General features: G+C 31.0%; 15 protein-coding genes. 14 read left to right on the top strand and 1 reads right to left on the bottom strand.

Annotation, left to right across the window (positions count from 1 at the left end; translation table 11 throughout):
- Nucleotides 1–4 precede the first annotated feature (4 nt).
- The 6 genes from RDK80_RS07300 to RDK80_RS07275 all read left to right on the top strand — a co-directional run bounded on the left by RDK80_RS07300 (nucleotide 5) and on the right by RDK80_RS07275 (nucleotide 3,170).
- The gene (locus tag RDK80_RS07300; protein ID WP_308523910.1) at nucleotides 5–619 is read left to right on the top strand and encodes a non-canonical purine NTP pyrophosphatase; all 615 of its coding nucleotides are present in this window, start codon (nucleotides 5–7) and stop codon (nucleotides 617–619) included.
- A gap of 16 nt (nucleotides 620–635) precedes the next feature.
- Nucleotides 636–1,400, top strand: coding sequence for a GNAT family N-acetyltransferase (locus RDK80_RS07295; protein ID WP_308523909.1), 765 nt, complete (start codon nucleotides 636–638; stop codon nucleotides 1,398–1,400).
- 44 nt (nucleotides 1,401–1,444) lie between these two features.
- Nucleotides 1,445–1,753: a hypothetical protein gene (locus RDK80_RS07290; protein WP_308523908.1), complete on the top strand. Its 309-nt coding sequence runs from the start codon at nucleotides 1,445–1,447 to the stop codon at nucleotides 1,751–1,753.
- A gap of 5 nt (nucleotides 1,754–1,758) precedes the next feature.
- On the top strand, nucleotides 1,759–2,256 hold the full coding sequence (locus tag RDK80_RS07285) for an NUDIX domain-containing protein (protein WP_308523907.1): 498 nt from the start codon (nucleotides 1,759–1,761) through the stop codon (nucleotides 2,254–2,256).
- 73 nt (nucleotides 2,257–2,329) lie between these two features.
- Entirely contained in the window at nucleotides 2,330–2,566 is a 237-nt protein-coding gene (locus tag RDK80_RS07280) for a DUF2164 domain-containing protein (protein WP_094898971.1), read from the top strand.
- Nucleotides 2,567–2,741: 175 nt separating this feature from the next.
- Nucleotides 2,742–3,170 carry an N-acetyltransferase gene (locus tag RDK80_RS07275; protein ID WP_235601196.1) on the top strand — a complete coding sequence of 143 codons (429 nt, stop codon included), beginning with the start codon at nucleotides 2,742–2,744 and terminating at the stop codon, nucleotides 3,168–3,170.
- A gap of 249 nt (nucleotides 3,171–3,419) precedes the next feature.
- Here RDK80_RS07275 and RDK80_RS07270 read toward each other — a convergent pair whose 3' ends face one another.
- A complete protein-coding gene (locus tag RDK80_RS07270) occupies nucleotides 3,420–4,142 on the bottom strand; it encodes a hypothetical protein (protein WP_308523906.1) in 723 nt (240 codons plus the stop codon).
- 582 nt (nucleotides 4,143–4,724) lie between these two features.
- On the opposite strand from RDK80_RS07270, the gene RDK80_RS07265 reads away from it, so the two are divergent.
- From RDK80_RS07265 to RDK80_RS07230, 8 genes are all read left to right on the top strand, one after another.
- Nucleotides 4,725–5,522 carry an AAA family ATPase gene (locus RDK80_RS07265; protein WP_308523905.1) on the top strand — a complete coding sequence of 266 codons (798 nt, stop codon included), beginning with the start codon at nucleotides 4,725–4,727 and terminating at the stop codon, nucleotides 5,520–5,522.
- A gap of 107 nt (nucleotides 5,523–5,629) precedes the next feature.
- On the top strand, nucleotides 5,630–6,616 hold the full coding sequence (locus RDK80_RS07260) for a phosphotransferase (protein WP_308523904.1): 987 nt from the start codon (nucleotides 5,630–5,632) through the stop codon (nucleotides 6,614–6,616).
- 195 nt (nucleotides 6,617–6,811) lie between these two features.
- Nucleotides 6,812–7,798 carry a phosphotransferase gene (locus tag RDK80_RS07255; protein ID WP_308523903.1) on the top strand — a complete coding sequence of 329 codons (987 nt, stop codon included), beginning with the start codon at nucleotides 6,812–6,814 and terminating at the stop codon, nucleotides 7,796–7,798.
- A gap of 115 nt (nucleotides 7,799–7,913) precedes the next feature.
- A complete protein-coding gene (locus RDK80_RS07250) occupies nucleotides 7,914–8,771 on the top strand; it encodes an aminoglycoside 6-adenylyltransferase (protein ID WP_308523902.1) in 858 nt (285 codons plus the stop codon).
- 20 nt (nucleotides 8,772–8,791) lie between these two features.
- A complete protein-coding gene (locus RDK80_RS07245) occupies nucleotides 8,792–9,817 on the top strand; it encodes a hypothetical protein (protein ID WP_308523901.1) in 1,026 nt (341 codons plus the stop codon).
- A 14-nt stretch (nucleotides 9,818–9,831) separates the two neighbouring features.
- On the top strand, nucleotides 9,832–10,701 hold the full coding sequence (locus RDK80_RS07240; RefSeq protein WP_308523900.1) for a DUF4846 domain-containing protein: 870 nt from the start codon (nucleotides 9,832–9,834) through the stop codon (nucleotides 10,699–10,701).
- Between the two features lie 168 nt (nucleotides 10,702–10,869).
- On the top strand, nucleotides 10,870–11,772 hold the full coding sequence (locus RDK80_RS07235) for a peptidylprolyl isomerase (protein WP_308523899.1): 903 nt from the start codon (nucleotides 10,870–10,872) through the stop codon (nucleotides 11,770–11,772).
- Between the two features lie 446 nt (nucleotides 11,773–12,218).
- Entirely contained in the window at nucleotides 12,219–12,818 is a 600-nt protein-coding gene (locus RDK80_RS07230) for a DJ-1/PfpI family protein (RefSeq protein WP_308523898.1), read from the top strand.
- Nucleotides 12,819–12,878 lie beyond the last annotated feature (60 nt).

Here is a 12,878-nt window from a genome sequence, read left to right as displayed (position 1 = left end):
TAGAATGAAAATATTATATGGAACAACTAACGCTGCAAAACTTGAAAGCATGAGAAAAACATTGAAAGAATTAGATATAGAAGTAATAGGATTGAATTCAATAGCTATTAAAAATGATTATATAGATGAAACAGGAAATAATCCATTAGAAAATGCTAGAATTAAAGCTTTAGAATACTATAGAAAAATTAAGATGCCAGTTTTCTCCTGTGACTCTGGTTTATATATAAAAGGGATTAGAGAAGAACAGCAGCCAGGAGTATATGTAAGAAGAGTAAATGGGAAAGAGTTAACCGATGAAGAGATGATAGAATACTATGGTGGTATTGCAAGAGAAAATGGGGGACAAGTATTTGCTAGATATGAAAATGCAATTTGCCTTGTATTAGATGAGGAACATATATACGAATATCAAGGTAATGAGATATCATCCGATGAGTTTATAATTGTAGACAAGCCTCATCCAAGAAGAAACCAAGGATTTCCACTTGACTCTCTTTCAGTAGAAAAAAACAGTAAGAAATACTATCTAGATATGGATAGAAAAGAAAAGGGAGATAAAATTGGAGATGGATTTAGGAACTTTTTTAGGAAGTGTTTATTAGGATATAAGGACTAATTTTAGGAGGAATATAATGACTAAAGTTATAGGAGCTTGTGGTTGTATATGTAGTGAATGTATGATGTTTGAAAAGGAATGTATGGGATGCCATTCTATAGAGGGGAAGGCTTGCTGGTTACATGAAGTGGGACTTGATATCTGTGATTTCTATGAATGTAGTGTAATAGATAGAAAACTAAGACATTGTGGAGAATGTGAAGAAATACCTTGTGAAAGATTTTGGAAGAATAAAAACCCAAAATGGACAGAGGAGCAACACAGAGAGATTGTAGAAAGTAGAGTTGCTTTACTTAAAGAGCTGGCAAGTAGTAAAGATTATTCTATTAAGCTTATAGATAATGAAGAATTAAAATCCAATATTACTGATTCCGTACTTAGACATTTGCCAGACTGGTTTGGGATAGAAGAAGCTATTATGGAATACGTAGATAAAGTAAAAGAAACAGTTTTCTATGTAGCTTTTGATGATGATAGACCAATAGGACTCTTAAGCTTAAAATTCAACAATAAGTGTACTTCAGAAATATATGTGATGGGTATTTTAAAAGAATATCATAATAAAGGAATAGGAAAAAAATTAGTTGAAAGAGCAGTGAGTTATTCTTTAGAAAATGGCTATAAATTTTTAATGGTTAAAACACTCGGGGAAACTCATCCTGATAAGAACTATAAAAAGACCAGAGAATTCTATGGAAAAGTAGGATTTTATCCTATAGAGGAAATTAAAGAAATTTGGGGAGAACATAATCCATGTTTATTAATGGTAAGGAGTCTATAATGGTTCATTAGTATGAAACAAGTTAGTAGAAGGGAAAGACTTATATGATAGGGGCAACTATGGGTATTTTGGGGATTATATTGACAATGTTTCCAGCTGCTACTCGTGAGTTGGAGTTTACCAATCTAGTTAATAAAAGATATAAAAATTATCATTTTAAAGAAATAATTGAAAAGAATGATATAGTTTTTGACTATATTCTTCGCCAAGGTCCATGTACAACTAGAAATGCTATAGCTATTTTAAAACACCTTGGTTATCCTGTAGAGATACATGAAAAAGCTATGATGGTGGGAGCAGAAAGGTATTTGATAAAACAAAATTGGATGTATATAGATTTTATGGAGGCTTAGATAAAATGGAGATATGGGACATATTAGATGAGAATGGAAATAAAACGGGTAGAACTATTATTAGAGGAGAAAAATTAGAAGTAGATGAATACCATTTGGTGGTTCATATATGGATTATTAATAGCAATGGAGAGATATTGATTCAAAAAAGACCAGAGCATTTAGAATTTGCTCCTGGAGTATGGGCAACAACGGGAGGGTCTGCAGTCCAAGGAGAAGATAGTATTACAGCTGCCTGCAGAGAAACAAAAGAGGAACTAGGCATAGAAATTAATGGTAGTTCTATGCTAGAACCTCTGAGACATAAACGTAAAAATGATTTTACTGATATTTGGGTTGTGAAACAAGATATTGAGTTAAGAGATATCATATTACAGAAAGAAGAGGTGGATGATGTTAAATGGGTTAGTAGAAAAGAATTGAGACAAATGATAGATGAGGGTAGTTTTTTTAGATATAGTAACAACTATTTTAAGCTGCTTTCACAATATATAAGGATATAGTCCAGCTAAGAATTGTCAATAAGTAATTTAAAATGCTTGATATACCAGTTGTGCTAAAAAAGGGGTTGATAACTTGAATACTAGAATTAAAATCAGTAAAGAAAATAAAGAAGAAATGAGAAACCGTATAATGAATTACTTTTCAGAAGAAAGAGATGAAGATTTGGGAGATTTAGCTTCTGAGTTATTACTAGATTTTTTTATAGAAGAATTAGGTCCTTATATATATAATCAAAGCATAGAAGATGCCTATGTATATATGAAAGATAAAGTAGATGATTTATTTGCACTTCAAATTATAAGAAGATAACTAAAATGACCCTTAGTGATGAAAGGAGTTGAATTATAATAATTTAAAAAAGGAGTTAATATTCTGTTTTAAAATAGTATACTAGGAAAACTGTTAAAAAAGTATTGATCATTTTATTATGACAATAAAAATAAAAATAATTAATAGATTAAATATTTTTGAATAAGAGGTGAGAATGATAATAAAAGAATTAGAAATATCTAAAATAGACAAGGTTATGAAGATTTGGCTTGAAGAGAATATGAAAACTCATGATTTTGTTTCCCCAAATTATTGGAAGGAAAATTATAATTTTGTAAAAAATATTTTGCCAGAATCTAATGTTCTTATTTATGAGGAAGAGGATGAAGTAAAGGGATTTATAGGTATTATGGATAAATCTTATATTGCAGGATTGTTTGTTTCAGAAGAATATCAGTCAGAAGGAATAGGAAGCCAATTGATTGAAAGATGCAAGGAATATTATCCGATCCTAAAATTGGACGTTTATGCTAAGAATTTGAAAGCTATAAATTTTTATAAGAAGCATGGATTTAAAATAGAAGAAGAGAAAGAAAATCAAGATACTAAAGAAATCGAGTATTCAATGATATGGAAATTATAAAAATAGTGTTAAAAGCAGGAGATAGAAAGACGAGTTTCGATACAAAACAAATCGAAAACCCTAATACAGCAAGAATTTTTACCCTCTATTTCGTGACTGCAGTGAGCCAAAGTGGCCTATTGCGGAGCTGTTTTATAGCAGCAAAACAGCTCCACTCCCACAAACAGCCTTATCCAGACGCAAGTTCGCTATTCGCCTGCTGCAATGCTCTATGCCCCTGTCACCATAAATCTCAGCTAAGCAAAAAGATTATTCAAAATTTACTATTATTTTTTCCATTTCACGGAAGGGAATCATACTGCCGATAACACTGTTACTATCTCCTGTTATGTCAGTTTCTTTACCAGTTTTTTCGTCAGTCACTCTAATGCCTACAGCTCTTATACCAGTTTCTGCTTCATATTCGCTATACACCTGATACTGATAGTCCCCATTGCTAAAATTAAGATGGTCGAAATCCAAGCCTGCATTTTCAAGTCCTCCGCCTCTTAAATAGTAGGAATAGTTAAAATAGCTAAAGGAATTCTCCCTGTCTTCCGGAAGTTCTAATTCTATGTTATCCCTTGTACCAAATCGGTAAACAATGTAGCTTTCATCTTCTGCTGTGCAGATTGACATTATTTTTTTAGAATCAGCAACCTGAAAACCGAACAACACCTTCTCACCTTCTGCCGAAAAATCCTCCTGCTTAATCAATTCTTTTCCTTCGGCTATTGTACTGTTGCTTTCAAATTCTTCTGTATTTTTTGTATGCTTGAAATCCGTAGGTATCTCCGATTCCTTTTTATCTTTACACCTTGTAAAAAATAGGCACATTAATAACAAGAGCACTATTAATCCTGCCAACTTCTTAATAACCTTCATAAACAACTCTCCTCTCGTAAAAATAGTATATTTACAAACATTCCCATAACTTCCTCTGTGAGTTTGTTTAAAAACAGAAATTTGTTCCTTGATAGTATCGATGCTCAACCTATTTTGAGCTTCGCTTAATATAAATTTGCTTAGTATCAGCCTTCAGTGTTATCAGAAAGATTATACTACATTACTTGCTATACTTCCACACAATTCTGTAAACCTTGTAATGGGTACATATTTCATAAAATCAAGAGGGTAGCGTCATCTGTGTTGACATTGGATGCATTGCCAACAAGCATAAGAGGAGTATAACAAGAAACAAATCGACATGGAGAAAAAACTTTATTTAAGCCACTTTAAGCAATTTGTTATGAACATATATAAGGACTTATAAAGCATTTTTTCTCTATTTAATCAATAAAAAACAGCAAAGTCTATTATAATAGGAGAATGCAAAAAATTGAATGATAAAAGTAGAAATTAATAATACTTGAACCAGAAGGTATAAAAGTATCGTATGCTAATAAGCAATCACTCTTTAAAGAGTGATTGCTTATTAGTTAAAATAAAATTATTGGTATTAGTAAATATATTTTATTATAGGAAGGATTTTGGATAAACATGTAGAATAAATAATATTAGGGATAGTTATTATTAAAAATAGAATAACAAAATCAATTGAAAGGTAGAACTATTATGCATTTAAAATCTGTAGAATATATAAAACCTAAGAATACAAATAAATATCCTTTTAATATTCCACTATTTAAGGATTTTGATATATTAGAATTTAGAACTCCTGTAACAATTTTTGTAGGAGAAAATGGTACAGGTAAATCTACTTTAATAGAAGGGATTGCAGCAGGGGTTGGATCTATAACTATCGGAGATGATTCAATTGATTATGATAAATCTTTGAAGGCAGCTAGGGAGTTATCTAAAAGTTTAAAACTAATATGGAATATAAAAACTAAAAAGGGATTTTTTTTAAGGGCAGAGGATTTTATATCATATACTAAAAGAATAGCGGAGATAAGAAATGAGTTAGAAGAAGAATTAAAGGAAATTGATAATACATATGACGATAGATCAGAGTTATCTAAGAGTTTAGCTAAAATGCCCTATAATAATTCCCTATATGAATTAAAGAAGAAATATGGAGAAGGATTAGAAACTAAATCTCATGGAGAAAGTTTTTTAGAATTATTTAATTCAAGATTTGTGCCTAATGGATTATATATATTAGATGAACCAGAGACACCTCTATCTCCCATGAAGCAACTTGCATTTATATCTATGATAAAGGAAATGGTAGAAAAAAATGCTCAGTTTATTATAGCTACTCATTCTCCAATATTAATGGCTATTCCAGAGGCTGCAATCATATCCTTTGATGAGTATCCTATTAAAGAAGTAAATTATAATGATTTGGAGCATGTGAATTTAACCAAAGATTTCTTAAACAATCCAGGGCAGTATTTAAGACATTTATAACATTAGTAAAGGAGAATTATTATGGAGTTAGAGGTTACGATTAGAGAAGTTATATAGATTTTTATGAGAAGTATAAAATTATCTATCATAAATGTAGGAGTTGGCAAATGAAAACAATAATATCAGAAGAAATGATCTTAGATGATCTAATAAAAACATTTCAGCGTTTATTTGATTTGAATGTATTGGAGTCTACACCAGTAAAAAGAGGATGGTTAAATTTAAAGTGGAAAATTACGACGGACTCAGGACAGTTTTTACTTAAGCAATATAATGAAGAAAGATATAAAATGTATAAAAGAGAGAATCTATTGTTTGCATTCACTCAGCAGGTTAGATTGTATAATAAGGGTATCCGGTGTCCAAATTTGTTATCACATAATGAAGATATTTTACTTGAATCCGATAATGGTGAACGATTTATGGCGATGGAGTTTTGTAAAGGGAAAGTGATTTCACCAGGTAAAGCTAATGTTCATCAAATGTATGATTTAGGTAAAGAAACAGGAAAAATGCATGGATTATTAAATGATGGAACACTAGGTATTAAAGATAATCCCAAATTTATTCCTCCATGCCGTAAGGAGCGTTTAGAACATTGGAATTCAATGTGGGAACAAGCAAAGGAAACTGATAAAATTCAGTTACTTACTTATATAGAGGTCCAACGCAAGGCAACAGAAGATTTAAATATAAAAATATTTGAGTATCTTCAATCAGGATGGGCTCATCGTGACCTCTGGGTTGATAATCTTTTATTTGATAATAACGGATTAACAGCGATTTTAGACTTTGATCGATTAAATTATGATTATCCCCAACTTGATGTTGCTCGTGCTGTTATGTCATGTGCTCTAGACGATAATTTTGATGTATCCCTTGCTTCAGCATTTATTGAAGGCTACAGTGAGGAATGTAACGTAAGTGAGGGGTATTTAACAAATGCATTACAGTTGTTATGGTATATGGAAAGTACATGGTGGACAAATGCTTACATGGATCAGCATAGTTTGCCACCTGCTAGATTCGCAAAAGAAATGATTTGGCTTGCTGAAAACCAAAAAAATTTATCGGATTTATTAGGAAATATTTAATATACATCAAAACTAATAAAACGCTAATTTTGGAAGGAGTGATCGACATGAAACGTCGGGTAATACGAAACAAGGTGATTTATATTTAAAATGAAGCAGTAAATAATATTTTCTCGGTTAAGTTGGCTGATGTTATTTTACTGTTTCAAGGCTAGATAAAACCAATTAAAATTTATTTGAAAGAGGTAGAATAACATGTTAAAACTAAAGTATCTTTTTGATAATAGAGATTTGGCAGAAATGATCTTAGAGAATTGGGAATACGATTTATCTTCGCTTAAACTCTTTGACTACTATAGAATTTCATCAAATGCGATTTATCCATTTCAATATAATGGTAAAACTCGATTACTGAGATTTTCTCCTGTAGATGAAAAAGACAAGAATAATATAATGGGAGAATTAGAATTCATTAATTATTTAAAATCAAGGGAATATCCTGTTTTATGCACTGTGCCTTCAAAGGATAATAAAGAATTAGTAGAAGTGAAGACCCCCTGGGGAAAGTATTTTGGAGTTGTTTTTGATAGAGTTGCGGGGATTCAATTAGGAGAAATAGAATACACACAAGAAATATGCAGAAAACATGGTGAATATTTAGGTAAATTGCATAGACTGTCTTCGGGATATAAGCCTGATAAAAGATTGCGTTGGTCATACGAAGATGTCCTTGAGTGGATTGAAAGGGAATTAGAAAATTTTCCTAATGAAGCTTTAGCCAAACAAGAGGTTAAGATAGTAAGGGATTATTTATCAGAAATACCTAAAGATAGCTATAATTTTGGCTTAATCCACTATGACTTTGAGTTGGATAATGTGTTTTATGACCAATCAACAGATAAATTAAATGTAATTGACTTTGATGATGCCATGTATCACTGGTATGCTATGGATATAGAAAGAGCACTAGATAATATAATGAGTGAAACATCTTGTGAGAATCATTCAATGCTGAGGGAAAACTTTATAATAGGATATAGACAAGAGTTTAATGTTTCCGACGAAATGCTACTGTATATGCCTATGCTAAGAAGATTTGCAAATTTATATGGATATACTAGAGTCCTAGTATCATCCAAGGAAGTTTGGGATAATGAGCCTAAATGGATGCTGGACTTAAGAGCTAGATTAAAGAGTATTATGAAACAAGATTCTATATTTTTTGGGAAACCAATAGAGTAGTAGAGTTTTAGAGGCTGACATCTTGTCAGCCTCTAAAATTAAGATACATTAGTAGCCGGAAAAATATACATTCTCTATTTGTTATGAATTTAAGATTGTAAAAGGAGAGAAGTACATGAGAAAAGAAAATGAAGTAATGAAACAGATATTAGATTTTGCTAACAGTGAAGATAGGGTTAGAGCTGTTATGTTGAATGGTTCGAGAGTTAACCCTAATGCACCTAAGGATATAATGCAGGATTACGATATAGTATTCTTTATAACAGATATTGAAGATTTAAGTTATAAAATAGATCAAAGTTGGATTAGTGCATTTGGAGAGCTTGTTATTATGCAGCAGAATGATTTTGAGGATGGGGCATATATCTTTTTGATGCAATTTAAAGATGGAATAAGAATAGACCTTAGTTTTCAAGATATTAGAAGAATTGAAGAATCGGTTAGAGAAGATACTCTTAGCAAAATACTATTAAATAAAGATGATATTGAACTTAAATTACCTAGACCCAATGATAGCAGTCACTATGTACTAAAGCCTTCAAAAAAAGAATTCGATGAATTATTAAATGAAGCATGGTGGATTCAAACCTATGTTGCTAAAGGAATATGGAGGGATGAATTGCCTCTTGCTAAATATATGTTTGATGTTATTTTAATGGACTGTATAAGAAAATTATTGTCGTGGTATATTGGAGAAAACCATAAATGGAATGTAAATGTAGGAAAATGCGGAAAATGGTTCAAAGGATACTTATCTGATGAGATTTATAATGATTTTATTTCAATATATCCAACTATAGATTATGAACAAATGTGGCAATCACTGTTTAGAGCAGGTAAATTTATTAGGAGAATAGGTGAACCATTAGCTGAACCTCTAGGATATTCCTATCCTATTAAAGATGATATTAATGTAACGGAATACATTACAAAGATTAAGGAGCTGCCAAAGGATGCTAAAGAATTTAGATAAAAATGAAAGGAGAATATAAAATGATATTAAGGTATTTGAAACAACAGATGTTACTTCCCATAAAAGAATATATTATTAATCAACGTGTGAATATTAGAGGGATAGATGTTTTGATTTTGAGTTTCACTATAGAAAGAGATAAAAATAGTTTATGGATGATGTATGAAAATCAGGAGTTATATAGAGATAGATCTGACGATGAATATATAGTAGAGTTTAGGACAAATCGAGAAAAACTATTAAGAGGTATTAATGCTAGTAGTAAATATAAAGATTTACATATAAGACAAATGGAAATACAAGGACATATTGTTAATTTTAGTTCATCAAGTAGCAGTTCAATCTATAATATGGATTCAGAAGGAATAATGCGATTACAGCATTTTGTTGAAAGTGGTTCGATTTCAGATGAGTGGGATGATGTAAATTTAGAAAATCTTGTAATCGCTCAATATAAACAAATGGATGAGGAAACTGCTCCTAATATAGATAATACTAAGGAATTAGACATTAAATTATATGTTGATCGAGGCACAAGAGAAATACCAATACAACATCCATTTAAAATACAGTTCGGCAAACAAGAAATGGGAACAAAAATCGTATATTATGATGAAGAACTTGGCAAAGAGAATTACTTTTTTATAAATGAAATCTATTCTTTTGATGTATATGAGGATATCAAAAAGAAGGTTGAGAAAATTGAAGAGGTAGAAATGCGAGAAAGAAACCTTAAGATTTTTATAGAAGGACTAGAAAGAATTTATCCAAGGGATAAAAATTTAGCTGTTATAAAATATGAAGCAGCAGATAGTACCCAACTTAATTTTCATATGAAAGAGCATCTAGAAGCGGAGCCAATATATAGTGACTCTGCCATAGGAATTATATGGGGATCCAAAGAGGATGAAATTGGAATCAATGGGTATAAGCTACGGGAATGTGTACTTCAACCTATAGATAAGGACTTCAGCGGTGAATTGGAGATTGAACTGTTTTCTCGGATTCTTGAAATACCAGAGGAAACTGTAGAAAGTATAGGATAGGAGCAAGTTTAGATATGAAAAAGATATTTATTATATTGTTAATCTTAGTGTTACCTATTAGTTGTAAACCTATAGAAGATGATACCAAATTATCACCAGTTACAGACAATTTGCCTAAAAAAGAAAAAACCTATATTAATGTGGCAGGCGAAACCATAGAGGAAAGATATCTAACTTTAGAAGGATATAAGAGGATAGAAACAGAAGAAAATAGTTTTGGAGAATTTTTAAGGGCCCAGAGATTGAAACCTTATGGTGAAAAGGTTTTATACTATGATGGCAGAGAGAAAAATAAGAAAGATGTTTATGATAGTGTTTTAGATGTAGAAATAGGAGATAGGGACCTTCATCAGTGTGCAGATGCTATAATGCTTTTAAGAGGTGAATACCTTTACTCAATAGGCAAATATGAGGATATTAGCTTTAACTTCGTATCAGGATTTAAAGCAGAATATAAAAAGTGGATGGAAGGGTATAGGATTAAGATTGAAGGCAACCATGTAAGTTATTATAAAGCAACAGAACCATCCAATACCTATGAAGACTTTAGAAAATATATGGATATGGTAATGGCTTATGCAGGAACTTTATCCTTAGAAAAAGAATTAGAGCCTATTAATATAGAGAAAATAAAAATAGGGGATGTGTTTATTATTGGAGGGAGCCCAGGTCATGCTGTTATAGTTATGGATATGGCTATAAGTGATGAAGGTGATAAAATATTTATTCTTGCTCAATCCTATATGCCGGCGCAGCAAACTCAAATACTTATTAATCCTATGGATAAAAGTATAAGTCCTTGGTATTCACTAAATGACAAAGAGAAACTGATTACTCCTGAGTGGACATTTGAGTTGGATCAATTGAGAAGATTTTTAAATTGAGAAATAGGAAATTAAATAAAGATTTTTTACATCTTTTCATAATTTTATCACAACAATCCCATATTTTTATGATATGATGGATGAAAAGCAATTTTTCAATATATCAATGATTTGAAGAGATATATTAAGAGGCATTTTTTTATTAATTAAACATGGAGGGGTTAAAATATGTTAGGGAAGTTGAGGAACAGAAAAGTTTACAAGTACATAATGATAACAGCTATTATGGTGTTAGTCATAAGTATGGTAGGCTGTAAAAATGAAAAGCTAGTAGATGAGGAGATAGTAGCGAAAGTAGATGGTGAAGCTATAACTAAGAATGAATTATATGATTTAATGGTTGAACAATATGGTACTCAGGCTTTGGATTCATTGATTGGCGAGAAGATTGTTAATGCAGAGCTTGAAAAACAGAAAATTGAAGTTAGTGAGGAAGATATTGAAACTGAACTCAATAAGATTAAACAATACTATGAGAGTGACCAAGCATTTACTGAAGCTATGGCATATTATGGTTACACTTTAGACGATATAAAGAAGGATGTAACTATGAATATTCAAATTAAGAGACTTCTTGGGCCTAATATTACAATAGGAGAAGAAGACATTTCAAGTTATTTTGAACAAAATAAAACTTCATTTGATCAAAAAGAGGAAGTACGAGCACGTCATATACTTGTTAAAACAGAAGATCAAGCAAAAGAAATTAAAGAAAAAATTTCAGCAGGAGAAGACTTTGCTCAATTAGCAAAGGAACATTCTACAGATGAAATGACCAAAGAGTCTGGAGGAGATTTAGGCTTTTTTGGTAAAGGTAAAATGGTAAAGGAATTTGAAGAAGAAGCCTTTGGACTAAGGATAGGTGAAATCAGTAATCCAGTTAAAACTGATTACGGCTATCATATAATAAAAGTAGAGGAAAAGAAGGAAGCAAAAGAAGCAACACTAGAAGAACACAAGGATGAAATAAAGGATATTCTCGTAGAAGCGAAGCTACCTGAGGTATATCAAAACTGGTATCAAGAGAAATATGACGAATATAAAATAGAGAATTATCTTATAGAAGAATAATGATATATTAATGCAGTATGCATAGAAAAATTAATAGCATATGATGAACAATAATTAGAAAGTCTTTCCTTTAAGAAAGGTTTTCTAATTATTTATATAGCTTATCACTTGAATTCAAAATTAATCTATGATACAATTTATTCAATTATATTAGAGGGGTGTGTCAATGAGCAAAATTCTTGCTAAATAAGAAATTTTAATATGCACAAAAATACATTCTTAGGAATGCTTTATTTTAGTGCGTAATTTAGCGAGAACTCTCTTTCAAATATTTATTGACATTTGAGGATGATTTTATCATCTTTTTTTGTACTCTTTTTAGGCTTAATTATGCTGAGGGATTTTCTCTCAGCATTTTTTGTTGGGGGTGAGTGATATGATCAATTTATGGAAGAAAGATAAGTAATTTTTAAGTCAGAATATTTATTAAACGAGGTGGATAGTTTATGAGTAAAAAGAAAACAGCAGTATTATTATATGATGATTTTAGTAACTATGAGTTTAGTGTAATGTTATCAATGTTTTTTCAAGCTGGTAAACCCTATACAACATTTAGTTTAACTAAGGAACCAGTAAAGAGTGAAGAAGGGCTAAATGTAGTTTGCGATGCATTAGTTGAGGATTTAAATATAGAAGAGTTTGATTCTTTGGTATTAACAGGATGCATGGATCTTGAACCCATTATTAATGAAGAGAGAATATATTCGTTTTTGAAGCAATTTGACCTACCTAGAATTAAAATTGCCAGTATCTCCAGCACTCCATTTTTACTTGCAAGGGCAGGTTTATTGAAGAATAAGCGTTATTTGGCTGGGATGTTAAAGGAAGAATTATTAAAACATGGTCATACCACCATAGAAGAATTAGAGGGGATGGTGGATATAGCAGAGTATAGAGAATCTTATGAAGAGATTGGACATTTTATAAAAGATGGGAATATAATTACCTCTGTAGGTGCATTCTTTAGAGAATGGGCAATTGAGTTTGGAAATATGTTAGAATTAGATTTTGAACCAGGATGGTATGGTGATTTTAAGAAAGAATAATGCTGTAATTATAGGCCACTCCTACTAATTAATGTGTAGGAGTGGTCTATTTAACTTATG

The organism is uncultured Tissierella sp. (genome assembly GCF_902479755.1).
Lineage (GTDB): Bacteria > Bacillota > Clostridia > Tissierellales > Tissierellaceae > Tissierella > Tissierella carlieri.
Note: the sequence above shows the minus strand (reverse complement) of the source record. Positions and strands in the feature narration are given on the sequence as shown.

Bases quoted from the DNA above. Each gene is read 5' to 3' on its own strand.
- RDK80_RS07300 (WP_308523910.1), top strand. From the start codon at position 5: ATGAAAATATTATATGGAACAACTAACGCTGCAAAACTTGAAAGCATG.
- RDK80_RS07295 (WP_308523909.1), top strand. From the start codon at position 636: ATGACTAAAGTTATAGGAGCTTGTGGTTGTATATGTAGTGAATGTATG.
- RDK80_RS07290 (WP_308523908.1), top strand. From the start codon at position 1,445: ATGATAGGGGCAACTATGGGTATTTTGGGGATTATATTGACAATGTTT.
- RDK80_RS07285 (WP_308523907.1), top strand. From the start codon at position 1,759: ATGGAGATATGGGACATATTAGATGAGAATGGAAATAAAACGGGTAGA.
- RDK80_RS07275 (WP_235601196.1), top strand. From the start codon at position 2,742: ATGATAATAAAAGAATTAGAAATATCTAAAATAGACAAGGTTATGAAG.
- RDK80_RS07265 (WP_308523905.1), top strand. From the start codon at position 4,725: ATGCATTTAAAATCTGTAGAATATATAAAACCTAAGAATACAAATAAA.
- RDK80_RS07260 (WP_308523904.1), top strand. From the start codon at position 5,630: ATGAAAACAATAATATCAGAAGAAATGATCTTAGATGATCTAATAAAA.
- RDK80_RS07255 (WP_308523903.1), top strand. From the start codon at position 6,812: ATGTTAAAACTAAAGTATCTTTTTGATAATAGAGATTTGGCAGAAATG.
- RDK80_RS07250 (WP_308523902.1), top strand. From the start codon at position 7,914: ATGAGAAAAGAAAATGAAGTAATGAAACAGATATTAGATTTTGCTAAC.
- RDK80_RS07245 (WP_308523901.1), top strand. From the start codon at position 8,792: ATGATATTAAGGTATTTGAAACAACAGATGTTACTTCCCATAAAAGAA.
- RDK80_RS07240 (WP_308523900.1), top strand. From the start codon at position 9,832: ATGAAAAAGATATTTATTATATTGTTAATCTTAGTGTTACCTATTAGT.
- RDK80_RS07235 (WP_308523899.1), top strand. From the start codon at position 10,870: ATGTTAGGGAAGTTGAGGAACAGAAAAGTTTACAAGTACATAATGATA.
- RDK80_RS07230 (WP_308523898.1), top strand. From the start codon at position 12,219: ATGAGTAAAAAGAAAACAGCAGTATTATTATATGATGATTTTAGTAAC.